This is a genomic window from Streptomyces umbrinus (assembly GCF_030817415.1).
In the GTDB taxonomy this organism is placed as follows: domain Bacteria; phylum Actinomycetota; class Actinomycetes; order Streptomycetales; family Streptomycetaceae; genus Streptomyces; species Streptomyces umbrinus_A.
This window is the reverse complement of sequence record NZ_JAUSZI010000002.1, coordinates 11,248,530-11,266,406: the sequence shown is the minus strand read 5'-3', so window position 1 is coordinate 11,266,406 and position 17,877 is coordinate 11,248,530. Positions and strand designations below refer to the sequence as shown.

The window sequence follows — 17,877 nt, the reverse complement described above, 5'->3', positions numbered from 1 at the left end:
CCGCCCACCCCCCTTTGGTCGTTCTCAGCCTTGTGCAGCCCGTCGTTTGTGCCGTCCACGGATTGCCTGCAGCGGCGGGTACAGCCATTTCTTGAAGAAACGCTGAAGCCGCGGCATGAGAATCCACGTGACAATGGCCGTCACGGCCAGGCAGAGGAACAAGGTGCGGATGAGAGGGTTGAAGTCACCGAGGTAAGGAAGCACCAACAAATTGAATATGAGTACGGGCGGGAAGACCGCGCTCATATTCACGAACCATAACTTCCACTTCGGTGGCGGACGTGGTGCCGCCGCGGTCGCGGAAGGGGTTTCGGTCAGGGACTCGAACCAGGCCTTCGATCCCTGCACGGTCCGTCGGCCCGTCTCACGGGCCAGCATCTCCCCACGAGCCTGCCACTCGGCCCGCTCGACCGAGTTGTCCCAGGCCAGGGCCGAACCTTCACTGGTGAAGCGGTAGACCACATGCCACTCCGCCTCTCCGTCGACAAGTACGCCACCGCCGAGAAAGCCCGGTTCCTGCGCGGTCGCACGCAGCACACCCCACCCCCAGGAGTGGAACTCGGCCTCACGGCCCGGCACCACTCGATACGCGACGGTGACGGTAACGGGATTCCTGGTCACGCCTCTGAATACGGAAAGGCAACACCTGATGTTCAACTCTCAACGGAGTTTTTGTGTGCAGCCGGGAAAGCAGCGCTTTGTCACCCTTGCGCCCGCCTTGATGGCTTTTGCCACGCCGTACTTCGGGTAACATTTGCGAATTCCTGAAACCGCTTGCCGGGTTCTCGAACAAAGCGGCACCATCGGTCTCGGGGGCACCGTTCGCCGGCGACGTGAAGAGCCGAACGTTGAGCCGAATAAGCCGGATCTCAAACAGCAAGAAGGAGACCCATGTCCAGGTATGACTGGAGCATGACGCACGAGGGAATCGACCGGGCGCGCGCCGAGATCGAACCGGCCCGAAAAGAAGTGACCGCCCATCCGATTTACCAGCGGATAAGCACCCGGGAGGACATGGCGACCTTCATGGAGCACCATGTCTTCGCGGTGTGGGACTTCATGTCGCTGCTGAAGTCCCTCCAGCGGGAGCTGACGTGTGTGGACGTCCCCTGGGTGCCGCGCGGCTCGCAGGTGAGCCGGCGGCTCATCAACGACATCGTGCTGGTGGAGGAGAGCGACGAGCTGGACGGCGGTTTCACCAGCCACTTCGAGCTCTACCGGGGCGGCATGGTCGAGGCGGGGGCGGACACCTCACGCCTGGACACGTTCCTCGCGCTGCTCGGGGAGGGCCATGACGTGCCGGCGGCGCTGCGGGCCGCCCAAGTACCCGGCCCCGCGGCCGAGTTCGTCACCACGACGTTCGGGATCATCCTCGACAGGCCCCTCCACTGCCGGGCGGCGGCCTTCGCCTTCTCCCGGGAGGACCTCATCCCGGACATGTTCGACCAGGTGATCAAGAAGGAGGGTTCCGACCGGTTCCCGGTCTTCTGCGACTACCTGGCCCGGCACATCGAGGTGGACGGCGAGGAGCACACGCCCATGGCGATGGCCATGGTGGCGGACCTCTGCGGCGACGACGACACCCGCTGGAAGGAGGCCGCGGAGACGGCAGCCCTCGCACTGGAGGCCAGGTCCCGCCTCTGGGACGCGATCACGCAGGCCATGGAGAACACGGCCGCCTGATCCGTCCGACGGCTCCCCAGGCCACCCCGAAGGGGCGCGGGGAACTGCGCGACCAGCCACAACCGACCCGCAGACGACACACACGCACAGCACGCCCCGCGGAGCGCTCAACGCAACCGCGGCCGACAACGCACAGCACGCCCCGCGGCGCACACAGCACATCCGGCGGAGCCTCACCGCCCGCGGGGCGCCGCCGTACTGTCCCGCACCACGAGCCGCGTGGGCACAAGCGTGGTCCCGTGCTCCGCCGCGTCGTGCCGCATCTGCCGCAGCACGCCCTCGACACAGCGCCGCCCCACCTCGGCGAAGTCCTGGTGGACGGTGGTCAGGGGAGGCAGGAAGGACCCCGCCTCGGGGATGTCGTCGAAACCGATGACGCTGACGTCGTCGGGCACGTACCGGCCCTGCTCGTGCAGGGCCCTCAGCAGGCCCAGCGCCATCTGGTCGTTGGCCGCGAACACCGCCGTGCAGTCCTGCTGCGCGGCGAGTTCGAGGCCGGCCCGGTAGCCGGACTCGGCCGACCAGTCGCCGCGCACCAGCGGCGGCGCCGTGCAGCCCGCCTCGGTGAGTTCGGCACGCCAGGCGTCGGCGCGGCGCTGGGCCGCGAAGGACTCCTCGGGACCGGCCAGGTGCCAGACGGTCTCGTGGCCGAGGTCGAGCAGATACCGCACCGCGGCGCGGGTCCCGCCGGCCTGGTCGGTGTCGACCACGGTGTAGCGGTCGCCGGCGTCCGAGTCGGCCACGACGACCTGGATGTGGGGCGGCAGGGTGAGGGCCACCGCGTCGAGCAGATGCACTTCCAGGATGACGATGACCGCGTCGACGGCCAGCTCCCCCAGCCGGGAGAACGCGCCGCGCACCTCGTCCTGCGTGGGAACGGCGACGGGCAGCAGCGTGACCGCGTACCCCTCGTGCGCCGCCGAGGTGGCGATCGCCTCCAGTGTGCGCACGTTGCCCGTGGTGGAGAGGCCGAAGGTGATGACGCCGATGGTGCGGAACTCGCCGCGCTTGAGCGCCCGGGCGGCGCTGTTGGGCCGGTATCCCAGTTCCTGCATGGCCGCCAGGACCTGCTGCCGGGTCTCCTCGTTCACACCCGCGTAACCGTTCGAGACGCGCGAGACGGTCTGCGAGGAGACGCCCGCCAGTCGGGCGACATCCGCCATGGACGCGCTCTGTGTCCGACGGGAAGCCCGTTTTCCGGTACGTGCCGGCGCCTTCGGCCTGCTCACCGAGGCGTTGTCCGCTGTGTCCACCCGTCTCCCTCGCTGTCCGAGCCGCAGTTTCCTCAAATGACCCTTGACCACCGTCAACGGGGCAGTGTAGACATGCCGCCATCAGATGTTTACGTAAACATAACAGGCCACGACCTGCTTCGGGACTGGATGTTTACGCAAACATCAGCGGCGCACGACGCCGGGTTCGCGAGAGGGACGAGCGAGGAACGACATGACGACGCTACAACCGCCGGCGGCAGCCAAGCGGCGCCCGGACCGGCCTCCGGCGAAACGGGACCGCCGCTCCTGGACGGGGTGGGGTTTCATCGGTCCCTTCGTGGCCGTGTTCGCCCTCGTCTTCCTGGCCCCGATCGTGTACTCGATCTACCTCAGCCTGTTCCGGGACCAGTTGATCGGTGGCACCACCTTCGTCGGCCTGGACAACTACACACAGGCCCTCAAGGACGAGCAGTTCTGGGACTCGCTGGCACGGGTCTCGCTCTTCCTGGCCGTACAGGTTCCGATCATGCTCGGCATCGCCCTGCTGATCGCCCTCGCGCTGGACAGCGGGCGCCTGTACGGCAAGGACTTCTTCCGCATCGTGATCTTCCTGCCGTACGCCGTGCCCGCCGTGGTCGCCACCCTGATGTGGGGCTTCATGTACGGCACGAAATACGGACTGGTGGGCGACATCAACTCGGCCTTCGATGTCACCCTGCCCGACCCGCTCTCGTCCGACCTGGTCCTGGCGTCGATCGGCAACATCGTCACCTGGGAGTTCATCGGCTACAACATGCTGATCTTCTACTCCGCGCTACGGGTCATCCCCAGCTCGCTCTACGAGGCCGCGGAGATCGACGGCGCCGGGCAGTTCCGCGTCATCAGCGCCATCAAGCTCCCCGCGATCCGTGGTGCCCTGGTCATCGCGACGATCTTCTCGATCATCGGCAGCTTCCAGCTCTTCAACGAGCCGGCCATCCTGCGGCCACTGGCGCGCAACGCCATCACGACCGACTTCACCCCGAACTTCTACACGTACTCGCTGTCCTTCAACGGCCAGCAGCACAACTACTCCGCGGCGGTCGCCATCATCATGGGCCTCATCACCATGGTCATCGCCTATGTCGTGCAGCTCCGCGGCATGCGCAAGGGAGCGTGAACATGAGCAGCTCCGTCACCACCTCCCAGCCCGCACCCGCTCAGAACTCCGGCGGCTCCAAGGGCGCGCCCCGTCTGCGGACGCGCAAGGGGCATGTTCCCGGGCGCCCCAAGCGCAGTGTGCTGCTGACCGTCCTCACCGGCCTGGTCCTGCTCTACACCGTGGTGCCCCTGGTGTGGCTGGTCATCAGCGCCACCAAGACCCAGGAAGGGCTCGCCGACTCGTCCGGGCTGTGGTTCAGCAACGACTTCGCCCTCTGGGACAACATCAGCCAGACGTTCTCGTACCACGACGGCATCTTCGTCCGCTGGCTGCTGAACACCCTGTTGTACGTGGTGCTCGGTGCCGGTGGCGCCACGCTTCTGGCGATCCTGGGCGGCTACGCGCTGGCGAAGTTCACCTTCCCCGGCAAGCGCGCCGTGTTCGCCGTGGTCATCGGTGCCGTCGCCGTCCCGGGCACCGCACTGGCGGTGCCCACCTTCCTGATGTTCAGCAAGATGGGGCTCACCGACACCCCGTGGGCGGTGATCATCCCCTCGCTGGTCTCGCCGTTCGGCCTGTATCTGATGTGGGTCTTCGCCACCGAGGCGATCCCCAACGAACTGATGGAGGCCGCCCGGATCGACGGAGCGGGCGAGATCCGCACCTTCTTCCAGGTGGCCCTGCCGCTGCTCGCCCCCGGCACCGTGACAGTTCTGCTGTTCACCACGGTTGCCACCTGGAACAACTACTTCCTGCCGTTGATCATGCTCAAGGACCCGGACTGGTATCCGCTGACCCTGGGCCTGGACGCCTGGAACAACCAGGCGCAGACGATCGGCGGTGACGTGATCTTCAACCTGGTGATCACGGGTTCGCTGCTCACCATCATCCCCTTGATCGCCGCGTTCCTGCTGCTGCAGAGGTTCTGGCAGTCCGGGCTCGCCGCCGGAAGCGTCAAGGAGTGACCCCGCCCGCAAGGCCCCCTCGGTCCCGTCTCTTTCACCTTCATCTCCTCACCCTCACCCTGTCCCACCCACGAAGAAGTGGAAGCACCTCCATGCGCAGAACCACACGCCGCCTGATGCGCGGCCTCGCCGTCCTCTCCGTCCTCGCCCTGGGCGCGACCGCCTGCGGCGGCTCCGACGACGACAGCTCCGGCCAGAAGCCGGTCTCCGCCGACGACATCCAGGCGGCCCTCAAGAAGGGCGGCTCGGTCACGGTCTGGGCCTGGGAGCCCACGCTGAAGTCGGTCGCCGCCGACTTCCAGAAGAAGTACCCCAAGGTCAAGATCAACCTGGTCGGCGAGCGCTCCGGCGACAAGCACTACACGGCCCTGTCGAACGCCATCTCGGCCAAGAAGGGCGTCCCCGACGTCGCGCAGGTCGAGTACTTCGCGATGAGCCAGTACGCCCTCACCAAGGGCCTCAGCGACCTGACCCCCTTCGGCGCGGACAAGCTCAAGTCCAAGTACACCCCGGGCCCGTGGAACGCGGTGAGCGAGGGCAAGGCGACCTACGGCCTGCCGATGGACTCCGGCCCGATGGCGTTGTTCTACAACAAGAAGGTCTTCGACAAGTACAAGATCGCCGTCCCGACCACCTGGGACGAGTACGTCGAGGCGGCCCGCAAGCTGCACGAGGCCGACCCCAAGGTCTTCATCGCCGCCGACGCCGGCGACGCCGGTCTCACCACCAGCCTGCTGTGGCAGGCCGGTTCGCGTCCCTACAAGGTCGACGGCACCAAGGTGTCGATCAACTTCGACGACGCGGGCGCCAAGAAGTACACCGCCACCTGGCAGAAGCTCATCGACGAGAAGCTCGTCGCGCCCATCAACGGCTGGACCGACGACTGGTACAAGGGCCTGGGCGACGGCACCATCGCCACGCTGCCCAGCGGCGCCTGGATGCCGGCCAACTTCGAAACCGGCGTGAAGAACGCCTCCGGTGACTGGCGAGCGGCCCCGATGCCGGCCTGGACCAAGGGCGACAAGGCGAGCACCGAGAACGGCGGCAGCGCGCTGACCGTGCCCGCGCTGGCCAAGAACAAGGAACTCGCCTACGCCTTCGTCGAGTACGCGAACTCCGGTGACGGCGTCGCGACCCGCATCAAGGAGGGCGCCTTCCCGGCGACCACCGCGGAGCTCCAGGACAACGCGTTCCTGAACAAGGAGTTCCCGTACTTCGGCGGCCAGAAGGCCAACGAGATCTTCGCCGAGTCCGCGGCCAACGTCGCCTCCGACTGGTCGTACCTGCCCTTCCAGCAGTACGCCAACTCGATCTTCAACGACACCGTCGGCAAGGCCTACATCGGCGACACCAAGCTCTCCGCCGGCCTGAAGTCCTGGCAGGACGCCTCCATCAAGTACGGCAAGGAACAGGGCTTCACCGTCGACTAGTCCGACACACGACCCCATGCCGCCCCCTTGTGCCACACCGGAAGGACCACGATGATCTCCACCCTCCTGTCCCAGCTGAACGGGCCGGACGGTGACTCCACCCCACGCCTCGCGTACGGCGCCGACTACAACCCCGAGCAGTGGCCTCGCGAGGTGTGGGAGGAGGACGTACGGCTGATGCGTGAGGCCGGCGTCAACCTGGTCTCCGTGGGGATCTTCTCCTGGGCCCGCATCCAGCCGGCCCGGGACCAGTGGGACTTCGGCTGGCTCGACGAGATCATGGGCCTGCTGCACGAGAGCGGCATCGGGGTCGACCTCGCCACCGCCACCGCGTCCCCGCCGCCCTGGCTCACCACGGCGCACCCGGAGATCCTTCCGGTGACCGCCTCCGGTGAGACGGTGTGGCCGGGGGCGCGGCAGCACTGGCGGCCCACCTCGCCCGTCTTCCGCGAGCACGCGCTGCGCCTGGTGCGGACGATGGCCGAGCGGTACGCGGACCATCCCGCGCTGGTGGCCTGGCACATATCCAACGAGCTGGGCTGCCACAACATCTACGACTACTCGGACGACGCGGCCCGTGCCTTCCGCGACTGGCTGCGCGACCGGTACACCACGCTCGACGCCCTCAACCACGCCTGGGGCACGGCCTTCTGGTCGCAGCGCTACAGCGACTGGGAGCAGATCCTGCCGCCACGGCTGGCCGCCTCCCACCCGAACCCCACACAGCAGCTGGACTTCAAGCGCTTCTCCTCCGACGCGCTGAAGGAGTACCTGCGCGCGGAGCGGAACGTGCTGCGGGAGATCACGCCGGACGTGCCGGTCACCACGAACTTCATGGTGATGGGCAACACCAAGGGCATGAACTACCCGGACTGGGCGGGAGAGATCGACTTCGTCTCCAACGACCACTACGTCCACCCGGGCCCGCAGGACCGCGACGAGCTGTCCTTCTCCGCGAACCTCACCAGCGGTATCGCGAGCGGCCGCCCGTGGTTCCTGATGGAGCACTCCACCAGCGCCGTCAACTGGCAGCCCGTCAACGTGGCCAAGCGTCCCGGCGATCTGGCCCGCGACTCGCTGCTGCACGTCGCGCACGGCGCCGACGCCGTGTGCTACTTCCAGTGGCGCCAGTCCGCGGCCGGCGCCGAGAAGTACCACTCCGCGATGGTGCCGCACGCCGGTGCCGACAGCGAGGTCTTCCGAGCGGTCACCGCCCTTGGCCAGACCCTCAAGGCCCTTGCCCCGGTCGCGGGCACCGAGCGCGAGCCCTCCCGCGTCGGGATCGTCTACGACTGGGACTCGTGGTGGGCGAGCGAGCAGGACTCCCACCCGACCGCCCTGCTCGACTACCGCCAGGAGGCGCTGGACTGGTACTCCGCCCTCCTCGCCCTCGGCGTCCGCGCCGATGTCGTCACCACCACGGCCGACCTCGACCGCTACGACGTGCTGATCGCACCCGTGCTGCATGTGATCCCGGCGCCGCTGGCCAAGGAGCTCACGCGATACGCCGAGACCGGCGGCCACCTGGTCACCACGTACTTCTCCGGTGTCGTCGACGAGAACGACCACGTCTGGCTCGGCGGCCACCCGGGAGCGCTGCGCGACCTCCTCGGCATCCGTATCGAGGAGTTCGGGCCGCTGCTCGACGGCGACAGCGTCGACCTGGACGGCGCCGCCACGGGCACCCTGTGGACCGACCGGATCACCGTCACCGACCCGACGGTGGAAGTGCTGGCCCACTACCGCTCGGGTACATACGCGGGCATGCCCGCCGTCACCCGCCGTGCGGCGGGACAGGGCTCGGCCTCGTACGTCTCCACCCGCCTCGGCGTCGACGGGCTGGCCGGTCTGCTGCCGGAGCTGCTCGGTCCGGCGGGCGTCCGGAGCGAACTGCCCGCCGACGCACGGGGGTCGGTCGAGCAGACCGTGCGCCGCGGGCCCGACGGCCGCTTCCTGTTCCTGGTCAACCGGACCGACGAGAGCGTGCCGCTGACCGGCCTCTCGGGTGAGGTCCTGGTCGGAGACACCGACGCCGAGGGCGGTCTCGTCCTCGGGCCGAGGGACGTCGCCGTGGTGCGACAGCCCGCCGACTGACCCGCGCACCCGCACACCGCCGACTCCTCGAACGTCGCCGCACCCGTTCGAGGGCCATCCCTCCTGCCCGACGGGCGGGAGGTCAACCGCAGCTACCACCACCGCAGTTGGGAGCACAGATGGCACGCCGCACCCGCAACAGACGGCTCCTCGGAGCCGCCGGCCTCACCGCCCTGGCCACCGGGGCCGCCCTGGTCTCCGCCCCGTCGTCCACCGCACAGGTCACGGCCGCGGACACCGCCGCCGTCACCGTGCGGCCCGACCCCTCGTACGAGCAGGAGAAGTTCGAGGGCTGGGGCACCAGCCTGGTCTGGTTCGCCAACGCCACCGGCGACTACCCCAAGGAGATACGCGAGAAGCTCGCCAAGCTCCTGTTCGGTGACGACGGCCTGGCGCTGAACATCGCCCGCTACAACATCGGCGGTGGCAACGCCCCGGACGTCAAGGACTACCTGCGCGCCGGAGGTGCCGTCGAGGGCTGGTGGAAGGCCCCGGCCGGCACCACCCGCGAGGACACCGACTGGTGGAGCGCCGACGACCCGGCGGACTGGAACAAGAACGCCGACGCCACCCAGCGCTGGTGGGTCGACCGCATCAAGAACGACATCGACCACTGGGAGACGTTCAGCAACTCCCCGCCGTGGTTCATGACGAAGAGCGGCTACGTCTCGGGCGGGTTCAACGCCACCGACGACCAGCTCAAGACCGAGTCGGTCGACGACTTCGCCGCCTACATGGCGGGCGCGACCAAGCGTCTCGAGAAGGCCGAGGGCATCAAGGTCGACACGATCGACCCGTTCAACGAGCCCAACACCAACTACTGGAGCACCCGGCTGGGCGCCGACGGCGAGCCGGTCGGCGGCCGTCAGGAAGGGGCGCACATCGGCCCCGAGCTCCAGCAGAAGGTCATCAAGGCCCTGGACCCGGCGCTGAAGAAGGCGAAGACCAAGGCGGAGATCTCCGCGATGGACGAGACCAACCCGTCCATCTTCTCGACGAACTGGAACACCTACCCGCAGGAAGTGCGGGACCTCGTCGACCAGATGAACGTCCACACCTACGGCACCGGCCAGCGCACCACCGTACGCGACCTGGCCAAGGCGGCCGACAAGCCGCTGTGGCAGAGCGAGGTCGAGGGCGACTGGGGCGACGGCCAGAGCTTCACGGACATGCGGCCGGGCCTCGGTCTCGCCCAGCGCATCGTCGACGACCTGCGTGAACTGGAGCCCAGGGCCTGGGTGTTCTGGCAGCCCGTCGAGGACTACGACAACATGAAGCCGGGCGGCGAGTCGGCCAAGGGCGGCAACTGGGGCAGCATCCAGCTGCCGTTCAGCTGCACCTCGAAGGACACCCTGAAGTCCTGCCCGATCTACACGAACACGAAGTTCGACACGGCCCGCAACTTCACGCACTACATCAAGCCCGGTGACCGGCTGATCAAGACCGACGACACCTCCAGCGCCGCCGCCGTCTCCAAGAAGGGCAACGGAGCGACGGTCGTCCACGTCAACAGCACCACCGACGCCCGCGCGGTCACCGTCGACCTGTCGAAGTTCGGCAAGGTCAGCCGCAGCGCCACCGTCACCCCGGTCGTGACCAGCGCCGACGGAAAGCTCGAACGCCACAGGGCCGTCAAGGTCAGTGACCGCAAGGCCACCTTCACGGTGCCCGCGCAGTCGGTGACCTCCTTCGTCGTGAAGGGCGTCTCGGGTGTCGCGAAGGACGCCGCCGAGCTGCGCAAGGGCCACACCTACGCGCTGACCGGCGTCCAGAGCGGCAAGGCGCTCACCGTCGCGGACAACGGCACGAGCCTCGTCATCAAGACCTCCGCCGGAGACGCGGCCGGCCAGGAGTGGAAGCTGCGGCAGATCTCCGGTGACACCGGCAACCGGCAGCGGTACGTCTTCACCAACCCGGTGGAGGGCAAGCGCCTGGCGGTCCGTGACGGCGCCCCGGTGCTGGAGGCCGACTCCGGCCCGCGCGACAAGGCCACCCAGTGGATCATGTCGACGACCGGCGACGGCACCTGGACCCTCGTCAACGCCGCCACCGGACGGCTGCTGGAGGTCGGCGGCCAGGCCACCAACGACGGAGCCGCCGTCACGCTGTGGACGCCCAACTCCGGCGCCAACCAGCGCTGGAGGGTCACGGACGTGACCCACTAGGACCGGCCGCCGCCCCGGGCGGGCGCCCGGACGCACCCTCTGTCGCACAGCTCTGTGCCCGCCATCGCGAACGGCGGGCACAGAGGTGCGTTCGCGGACGTTCTTCCTTTGACCACTCCGTCGAGGGCGTCCTCATGGTGTGATGCCCGATGAAGAGACCCATCTCTGATCAAGATGCCTGAAGAAGCTGAACCACGCCCCGGGAGAGCCAGTGGATCTGCGGCAGATGGAGGTCGTCATCGCGGTGGCCGAGGAGGGCGGCTTCACCGCGGCGGCGCAGCGGCTGCACGTCGTCCAGTCCGCCGTGTCGAGCACGGTGCGCGCGCTGGAACGCGAGCTGGGCACAACGCTGTTCGACCGCACCACGCACCGGGTCTCCCTGACCCCGGCCGGTGAGGCCTTCGTACCGGCCGCGCGGGCGGCGTTACGGGCCGCGGACCAGGCACGGGCCGCCGTCGACGTCGTGCAGGGGCACCTGCGGGGCCGCATCACGGTCGGCACGATGCAGGGAGTCTGGGCCGATCTGCACCGTCCGCTGGCCGCCCTGCGGGCCGAGCATCCGGGCGTGGTGGTGCGGCTGCGGCAGGCGGCCGTCGTCGACATCCGCCAGGCGCTGCGCGAGGGCACGGTGGATCTGGCCGTGGTCGCCCTCGACCGCCAGCAGCAGCGGGGGCTCGTCACGCGGCTGCTGTCCCGCGAGGAGATGGTGCTGGTGAGCGCTCCGGGGCGGGCGTTCCCCGTGACGGACGGGAAGGTCGCGCTCGCCGACGCCGCCCGGCTGCCGCTCGTGGACTTCACGCCCGGCTGGGCGATCCGGCTCGCCGTGGACAAGGCGTTCCGGGCGGCCTCCGTCGACCGCGAGCCGACCTTCGAGGTCAACGACATCGTCGCGGCGTCCGAACTCGTCCGCAACGACCTGGGTGTGTGCGTCATGCCCGTCTCCATCGCCGACCGGTTCCCCGACCTGACGACCCACCGTTTCGACCGTCACGCGCCGAACTGGAAGGTCATGGTCGTCCGGCCCCGCGGCGAGGCACCCCCGGCGGTCGCCGCGCTGCTGCGGCACATGACCTGACGGGACCCGGGCCGCTCATCGCTGCTCGGGCCCATCTCGTTCAGAGATGACTGACATCTCGAACCATCGCCACGGTGAGGGAAGCACAGAGGCGCCCCCGAACGCTGACGCAACCATGAACGTCCTCCAGAGTTCGCGCGACGACCACACCTCGGGCCGGTCCACCGGCACGGCCGCACTCGGTGTGCCGGGATGGCTGGTCGTGCTCCTGGCCGCCGCCTCCGGCATGACGGTCGCCAACCTGTACTACGCCCAGCCCCTGTTGTCCTCACTGCGCGACGTCTTCCATGTCGGCGAGACAGCCGCCGGCGGGCTGATCACCCTCACCCAGGTCGGCTACGTCCTGGGCATGCTCCTGCTCGTCCCGCTCGGCGACCGGCTGGAGAAGCGCCGCCTGATCACCGTGCTGCTGGCGGTCACCACGCTCGCCCTCCTCGCCGCCGGTCTCGCGACGAGCTTCCCCATGCTGCTGATCGCCTCCCTGATCAGCGGCGGCACGTCGGTCGTCGCCCAGATCCTGGTGCCCTTCGCCGCGAGTCTGGCCCCGGACCACACCCGCGGCCGGATCGTGGGCCGGGTGATGAGCGGTCTGCTCACCGGCATCCTGCTGTCCCGCACCCTCAGCAGCCTGGTCTCCGACGTGACGGGCTGGCGCGTCGTCTATCTGGGCTCCGCCGTCCTGATGGCACTGCTCGCACTGGCCCTGCACGCCGCCCTGCCCAGGCAGGCCGCCACGACGGCGATCCCGTACACCCAGGTGCTGCGTTCCACGGTCCGACTGGTGCGCGTCCACCCGGCGTTGCTCCGCCGCGGGCTCTACCAGGCGGCGATGTTCGGTGCGTTCAGCGCGTTCTGGACCACCGTCTCGTACGTCCTCACGGGCCCGCGTTTCCACTACTCCCCCGTCGGGGTCGGTGTCTTCGCCCTGGTCGGCGCTGCCGGGGCGGCCGTGGCTCCCTTCGCGGGCCGTTGGGCCGATCGCAAGCTGGTGCGCCCGATGACCGGAGCCGGGCTGATCGCCGCGGCCGTCGCCTTCGCGGTCGCCGGGCTCGGCCAGCGGCACATCCTCCTGCTGGCGCTGGCCGCCGTGCTGCTCGACATGGCCGTACAGACCACGCTGATCCTCGGTCAGCACACCGTCTACCAGCTCGACGCGAACGCGCGGGCGCGGCTGAACAGCGCCTTCATCGCCCTCTTCTTCGTCGGCGGTGCCCTCGGTTCGCAGTTCGGCTCGCTCGCCTTCCACGCCGGCGGCTGGACGGCGGTGTCTCTCCTCGGCACGGCGCTCCCCGTCCTGGCCCTCCTCTACTGGGCCACGGAGTTCCGCGACCGGACAAGGGTGGCCGAAAACGCATGAGCTGAACATCCGTTCCCTACGATGACCCGGTGACCAGTGACATCGCGGCGCAGGTGGGCGCCGATACCGACGCCCACCCGAAGACGGATTCCCCTCCCTGGGCGAGGCGGCTGCGCCGGTTCGGCTACACGGGACGCCCACGGACCGACACCCGCGACCTTCTGGTCCCGCCCTTCCCGGAGCCCGGCACACGCGTCGGCGAGGCCCTGGGCCTCAGCCCGGCACTGACCTACCGCGTCATGAAGGCGATGGGCTGGGTCGGGCCGGTCCTCGTCGCCGTCCTCGCCGGAGCGATCCGCTTCTGGAACCTGGGCCGGCCGCGGTCCGTCGCCTTCGACGAGACGTACTACGCCAAGGACGCCTGGGCGTTGCTGAAGCTCGGCTACGAGGGGACATGGCCGGACCGCAAGATCGCCGACCCGCAGATCCTGGCGGACCCTCAGGTGATCCCGCTGTCCGACACCGGGACCTTCGTGGCGCACCCGCCGATGGGCAAGTGGGTGATCGCCCTCGGCGAGTGGATGTTCGGCCTGAACCCCTTCGGCTGGCGTTTCATGACGGCGGTGCTCGGCACGCTGTCGGTGCTGATGCTGTGCCGAATAGGCCGTCGGCTGTTCCGTTCGACGGCGCTGGGCTGTCTGGCCGGGCTGCTGCTGGCGGTGGACGGCCTGCACTTCGTGATGAGCCGTATCGCTCTGCTCGACCTCGTGGTCATGTTCTTCGTGCTGGCCGCGTTCGGGTGTCTGCTGGTCGACCGGGACCGGGCGCGGGCCCGTCTCGCGGAAGCCCTGCCGGTGGACGCGGACGGCTTCGCGGGTCCGCATCAACACACCGGCGAGCACGCGGGGATGGGCGTACGGCCCTGGCGGATCGCGGCCGGCGCACTGCTGGGACTGGCGGCCGCGAGCAAGTGGAACGGCCTCTACGTCCTGGCGTTCTTCATGGTCATGACCGTGCTGTGGGACGTCGCCTCCCGCCGCGTCTCAGGCGCGCGCCGCCCGTACTTGTCGGTGCTGCGCAAGGACCTCGGCTGGTCCGTGCTGTCCCTCGCGCCGGTCGCCCTGGTCACGTATCTGATGACCTGGACCGGCTGGTTCCTGTCCGACAAGGGCTACGGACGGCACTGGGCGGACGGCCGGGGCGGCCCGTGGTCGTGGATCCCCGCCTCGCTGCGCAGCCTGTGGCACTACGAGCACGGGGTCTACGAGTTCAACGTGGGGCTGGACTCCTGGCACCGCTACGAGTCCAACCCGTGGAGCTGGCTGGTCCTCGGACGGCCGGTGGCGTACTCGTACGAGACGGACTTCGCACAGGACGGCTGCCGTACCGCGTCCGGCTGCTCCCAGGCGGTCCTCGCGCTGGGCACACCAGTGCTGTGGTGGTCGGCGTGCTTCGCGCTCCTCTATCTGCTCTACCGGTGGGCGCTGCGCCGCGACTGGCGTGCGGGCGCCGTCCTGTGTGCCGTGGGTGCCGGCTATCTGCCCTGGTTCCTGTACCAGGACCGTACGATCTTCTCCTTCTACGCGGTCGCCTTCGTGCCGTATCTGTGCCTGGCCGTCGCGATGTTGGTGGGCGCGATGCTGGGGCCGCCGGGTTCGAGTGAGAGACGCCGGGCCGTGGGGGCGATGAGCGCGGGTGTCCTCGTACTGCTCATCGTCTGGAACTTCATCTACTTCTTCCCGATCTACACGGGTGCGACGATCCCGTATTCCGACTGGCATTCGAGGATGTGGCTCGACACCTGGATCTGAGGGATACGGGACCGTGCTCCGTATGTCACCTTCGGCGGCCCCTGGTCGCCAGGCCACTGCCGACCCCGGCGAGGTGCAGGGCCAGCACGATCAGCCCTATCAGCATCACGTTGGTCGAGGTGAAGACGTCGTTGGTCGAGATCTCCGCGGCGTTGATCAGGAACGCGACGAGGAACAGGACGGCCGCTGCCATGCCGAGCATGGATTCCCCTCTCTGCGGTTTACGGAGTGGGGTCAGATCCCACTCCCACTCGACGAGTGCCCCGGCCCGGCCGGATCAGACACCCATGACCCGGGCCGATCGTGGTACTCGCCGACCACGGCGGAATCCCCGCAGACCACCGCATTCCGGAGTCCCTGCCATCGTCACCGGAACCGGACGACTAAGCGCTTTGCCGTCGGGAAGCAGCAACGGTGGAAGCAAAGCAAGCGCCACAGCCCCACAGGGAATGGGCTGAGGGAAGTCGTGATGGCGACCGAGCCGCGTTGGGACGACAAACTGCCTTCTGAGGAGACTTACACCCAGACCACCGAATTCGCCGGCGAACCGTCCGATGTGACGGGCTCACGACTCGCCGCGGAGGGGTTCCTCCTTGCGCTCACGCGTGCCTCGCCACCGGCGGAGCCCGAACACTGGGACGACATCCTGCTGATCGTCACGGAGCTGGCCGCCAACGCGGTGCAGTACGCGCCGGGCCCGTTCACGCTGCACCTGCGGCGCACGTTCGACGGTGTGCATGTGACGATGCACGACACCAGCACCACACCACCGGCGCCTCGTCCCTTCCGCCCCGGCCGGAACGACGGAGGCGTGGGATGGCATCTGATCCATACGCTGTGCGACCAGGTGAGTGTGGTGCCGACCGAGAAGGGCAAGGACATCCACGTGTTCATGCCGTGGTGAGGTTCCCCGGCGGCCCCCTGGGCTGCCCTACGGCTCCTGCGGCCCCTACGGCACGGTCTGGAGCGGCACCAGGACGCGGATCGTCTTGCCGCCTCCGGGACGCCTTTCGATGGCGATGTCGCGCGCCAGCCGGATGATCAGCGGCCAGCCGTAGCCGTTGCCGTGATGCACCGCGGGAAGGTCACCCGAGCCGAAGGCAGCGGCGGGGACGACGTCACTGTTGTCGTGCACGGCCAGCCGCACGCCCTCACGCGTGGATGTCACCTCGACCCCGACCAGCCCGCCCCCGTGCCGGACGGCGTTCGCGGCCAGCTCCGAGACGACCAGCAGGAGATCGATGACAGCGGTCTCCGTCGCCCTGCGGGGCGGGGAACTCCACTGTTCCAGCACCACGGCGCGGACGTGGGCACGGGCCATCGCCGCGGTCGTGATCGGAACCGCCGTCATCGACGTCCCACCGGACGTGCGGTGGGACGACGCGAGGGCAGTCGTGTCGATTCGGTCCATATCCGTCGTGCCCCTGAGATCTGCTGGCTCGATGCCGGGTCCCGGAACGAGTCCGTCGACATCCGTCTTCCCACTGAGCGCACGACCATGGGTACGAATCCCTCGACCGTCGTGCCGGGTCAGGGCGCGGTCGCCTGTCGTGGAGGCAGACTCCGGTAGTAGTCGCCGACACCGGCGAGGTACTCGGGGTCCAGCGTCTCGCGATCGGTCTTGAACCGCGGCGCGGCCTTTATCTCCTCCTCCGTGCACGCGACCCTGACCTCCTGGGTCTCGGTGTCGACGGCGGTGACGACGCCCACGGGTATCAGCACGCTGCTACCGAACAGCCAGACTCCGGTGTCGACGATCAGATGGCGCAGACCCGAGTCGTCGGCCTGCCGGTCCACATGCCCGACCGTGCCGTCGGACGCCACCACCGTGAACCCCGTGAGCCGCTGCCCCTGGGTGTGCCCGCTGTCCCCTGCGTACGACCAGATTCTGTCGGTGACCACGCCGCTCCTTCCGTCCCGTGTGCATTCCGTCTCGTGTGAGCCCGGGTGGAGCGCCGCGGCCGGACATCCGCCGCCCGTGATGCTCCACGGGCAGCAAATACCCTGCCGACGGACTGGCATTCGCAACGATTTCGCCGAAAGGGCCTTCCCGCGTGCTTCATGCGCGCGCCACGTAGCTGCGGATCGTCGTGCCGTGCTCATCGGCGTGCACGCGCACCAGATCCGACAGATGGTTGACGAGGAGAAGGCCTCGGCCACCGAGTTGGTCGGGGGGTGCCGGGCGGCGGCCCGCGAGGGGGTCGGTCAGCCGGCCGGTGTCCTGGACCTCGCAGACGATCTGCTCGCTCTCCGCCCACAGACGCAGCGTTCCCCTGCCGCCGGCGTGCACCACGCTGTTCGTGGTCAACTCCGCCACGATCAGCGCCAGATCCTGCAGGCGGACGGCTCCCATCCCCCGCTCCCGTGCCTCCTGGAGCGCGAAGTCCCGGGTGACGGGCAGGGCTTCGGCGTCGAACCGGACGGTCGCCGCCCCGGGCGGACACATCAGCGGTTCGTTGTAGCGGTCGAGGACCTTCACCGGGTCGTAGGCACCGCTGACCGACTGCCGGCTCGCCGTGATGAGCACAGGGTGCGTGGCGTGGGCATCGGCGAGTACGTCGTCGGGGAGCGACCGGGCGTCGTACGGACAGAGGATGGTCACGTCCCGCCCGCGGAACGCCGCGTTGATCAGGGCCTCGTGCTGGACGCAGGCCGGATACTCCGTGGCGGTGCGGCCGGACCAGATCGGTTCCCCGATGATGCGCACATGGCCGCCGCGCCGGGCGTCGGCGAAGGCCCGCAGGACGGACGGGATGATGCGGCCCGGGTTCCGGCCGGCCCTGGTCATGTCGACGAAGTGCACGGCCTCGGCCGCTGTTCCGAGCGCCGCCGCGATCAGTTCCAGCCGCGGGACGGGGGCGGCCACCGCGACGGGCTCCGACGCCGCCAGTCCGTCCAGGAGGAAGGGCACCGTCCCGGCCACGTACTCCTGGTCACCGCGGTAGAAGAGCGCAGGATGGACGAAGGGGGCGTCCTCGGTCGCCGTCGTCGTCATGCCGCCC

At 68.8% G+C, this 17,877-nt stretch carries 16 protein-coding genes; 10 read left to right on the top strand and 6 right to left on the bottom strand.

All coding sequences use genetic code 11. The annotated features are described in order from the left end of the window. Positions 1–24: 24 nt before the first annotated feature. Positions 25–621: an antibiotic biosynthesis monooxygenase gene (locus QF035_RS49945; protein WP_143642528.1), complete on the bottom strand. Its 597-nt coding sequence runs from the start codon at positions 619–621 to the stop codon at positions 25–27. A gap of 270 nt (positions 622–891) precedes the next feature. Between QF035_RS49945 and QF035_RS49940 the strand changes: the two genes are divergently transcribed. Further along, complete coding sequence (locus QF035_RS49940; RefSeq protein WP_307529220.1) at positions 892–1,683, top strand: DUF3050 domain-containing protein; 792 nt, start codon at positions 892–894, stop codon at positions 1,681–1,683. A 173-nt stretch (positions 1,684–1,856) separates the two neighbouring features. On the opposite strand, the gene QF035_RS49935 is transcribed toward QF035_RS49940, so the two are convergent. Then, positions 1,857–2,846 carry a LacI family DNA-binding transcriptional regulator gene (locus QF035_RS49935; RefSeq protein WP_307529218.1) on the bottom strand — a complete coding sequence of 330 codons (990 nt, stop codon included), beginning with the start codon at positions 2,844–2,846 and terminating at the stop codon, positions 1,857–1,859. Positions 2,847–3,129: 283 nt separating this feature from the next. Between QF035_RS49935 and QF035_RS49930 the strand changes: the two genes are divergently transcribed. The 8 genes from QF035_RS49930 to QF035_RS49895 all read left to right on the top strand — a co-directional run bounded on the left by QF035_RS49930 (position 3,130) and on the right by QF035_RS49895 (position 14,875). Next, on the top strand, positions 3,130–4,056 hold the full coding sequence (locus tag QF035_RS49930; RefSeq protein ID WP_307529216.1) for a carbohydrate ABC transporter permease: 927 nt from the start codon (positions 3,130–3,132) through the stop codon (positions 4,054–4,056). A 2-nt stretch (positions 4,057–4,058) separates the two neighbouring features. Next, a complete protein-coding gene (locus QF035_RS49925) occupies positions 4,059–5,003 on the top strand; it encodes a carbohydrate ABC transporter permease (RefSeq protein WP_307529214.1) in 945 nt (314 codons plus the stop codon). Positions 5,004–5,095: 92 nt separating this feature from the next. Further along, positions 5,096–6,433 carry an ABC transporter substrate-binding protein gene (locus QF035_RS49920; RefSeq protein ID WP_307529212.1) on the top strand — a complete coding sequence of 446 codons (1,338 nt, stop codon included), beginning with the start codon at positions 5,096–5,098 and terminating at the stop codon, positions 6,431–6,433. 51 nt (positions 6,434–6,484) lie between these two features. Then, the gene (locus tag QF035_RS49915; protein ID WP_307529210.1) at positions 6,485–8,527 is read left to right on the top strand and encodes a beta-galactosidase; all 2,043 of its coding nucleotides are present in this window, start codon (positions 6,485–6,487) and stop codon (positions 8,525–8,527) included. Positions 8,528–8,646: 119 nt separating this feature from the next. Beyond that, complete coding sequence (locus QF035_RS49910; protein ID WP_307529208.1) at positions 8,647–10,692, top strand: glycoside hydrolase; 2,046 nt, start codon at positions 8,647–8,649, stop codon at positions 10,690–10,692. Positions 10,693–10,903: 211 nt separating this feature from the next. Beyond that, entirely contained in the window at positions 10,904–11,767 is an 864-nt protein-coding gene (locus QF035_RS49905) for a LysR family transcriptional regulator (protein WP_307529206.1), read from the top strand. 184 nt (positions 11,768–11,951) lie between these two features. Further along, a complete protein-coding gene (locus tag QF035_RS49900; RefSeq protein ID WP_373467030.1) occupies positions 11,952–13,124 on the top strand; it encodes an MFS transporter in 1,173 nt (390 codons plus the stop codon). A 29-nt stretch (positions 13,125–13,153) separates the two neighbouring features. Then, a complete protein-coding gene (locus QF035_RS49895) occupies positions 13,154–14,875 on the top strand; it encodes a dolichyl-phosphate-mannose--protein mannosyltransferase (protein ID WP_373466863.1) in 1,722 nt (573 codons plus the stop codon). Positions 14,876–14,900: 25 nt separating this feature from the next. Here QF035_RS49895 and QF035_RS49890 read toward each other — a convergent pair whose 3' ends face one another. Further along, on the bottom strand, positions 14,901–15,077 hold the full coding sequence (locus tag QF035_RS49890) for a hypothetical protein (RefSeq protein WP_143642537.1): 177 nt from the start codon (positions 15,075–15,077) through the stop codon (positions 14,901–14,903). A 267-nt stretch (positions 15,078–15,344) separates the two neighbouring features. Between QF035_RS49890 and QF035_RS49885 the strand changes: the two genes are divergently transcribed. Beyond that, entirely contained in the window at positions 15,345–15,779 is a 435-nt protein-coding gene (locus QF035_RS49885; RefSeq protein ID WP_307529202.1) for an ATP-binding protein, read from the top strand. 45 nt (positions 15,780–15,824) lie between these two features. Here QF035_RS49885 and QF035_RS49880 read toward each other — a convergent pair whose 3' ends face one another. From QF035_RS49880 to QF035_RS49870, 3 genes are all read right to left on the bottom strand, one after another. Then, positions 15,825–16,286, bottom strand: coding sequence for an ATP-binding protein (locus QF035_RS49880; RefSeq protein WP_307529200.1), 462 nt, complete (start codon positions 16,284–16,286; stop codon positions 15,825–15,827). Positions 16,287–16,405: 119 nt separating this feature from the next. Further along, a complete protein-coding gene (locus QF035_RS49875) occupies positions 16,406–16,777 on the bottom strand; it encodes a PRC-barrel domain containing protein (protein ID WP_307529198.1) in 372 nt (123 codons plus the stop codon). A gap of 157 nt (positions 16,778–16,934) precedes the next feature. Next, positions 16,935–17,870, bottom strand: coding sequence for an anti-sigma factor RsbA family regulatory protein (locus QF035_RS49870; protein WP_307529197.1), 936 nt, complete (start codon positions 17,868–17,870; stop codon positions 16,935–16,937). Positions 17,871–17,877: the final 7 nt, after the last annotated feature.

Bases quoted from the DNA above. Each gene is read 5' to 3' on its own strand.
- QF035_RS49880 (WP_307529200.1), bottom strand. From the start codon at position 16,286: ATGGACCGAATCGACACGACTGCCCTCGCGTCGTCCCACCGCACGTCC.
- QF035_RS49925 (WP_307529214.1), top strand. From the start codon at position 4,059: ATGAGCAGCTCCGTCACCACCTCCCAGCCCGCACCCGCTCAGAACTCC.
- QF035_RS49885 (WP_307529202.1), top strand. From the start codon at position 15,345: ATGGCGACCGAGCCGCGTTGGGACGACAAACTGCCTTCTGAGGAGACT.
- QF035_RS49930 (WP_307529216.1), top strand. From the start codon at position 3,130: ATGACGACGCTACAACCGCCGGCGGCAGCCAAGCGGCGCCCGGACCGG.
- QF035_RS49910 (WP_307529208.1), top strand. From the start codon at position 8,647: ATGGCACGCCGCACCCGCAACAGACGGCTCCTCGGAGCCGCCGGCCTC.
- QF035_RS49935 (WP_307529218.1), bottom strand. From the start codon at position 2,846: ATGGCGGATGTCGCCCGACTGGCGGGCGTCTCCTCGCAGACCGTCTCG.
- QF035_RS49915 (WP_307529210.1), top strand. From the start codon at position 6,485: ATGATCTCCACCCTCCTGTCCCAGCTGAACGGGCCGGACGGTGACTCC.
- QF035_RS49940 (WP_307529220.1), top strand. From the start codon at position 892: ATGTCCAGGTATGACTGGAGCATGACGCACGAGGGAATCGACCGGGCG.
- QF035_RS49920 (WP_307529212.1), top strand. From the start codon at position 5,096: ATGCGCAGAACCACACGCCGCCTGATGCGCGGCCTCGCCGTCCTCTCC.
- QF035_RS49890 (WP_143642537.1), bottom strand. From the start codon at position 15,077: ATGCTCGGCATGGCAGCGGCCGTCCTGTTCCTCGTCGCGTTCCTGATC.
- QF035_RS49870 (WP_307529197.1), bottom strand. From the start codon at position 17,870: ATGACGACGACGGCGACCGAGGACGCCCCCTTCGTCCATCCTGCGCTC.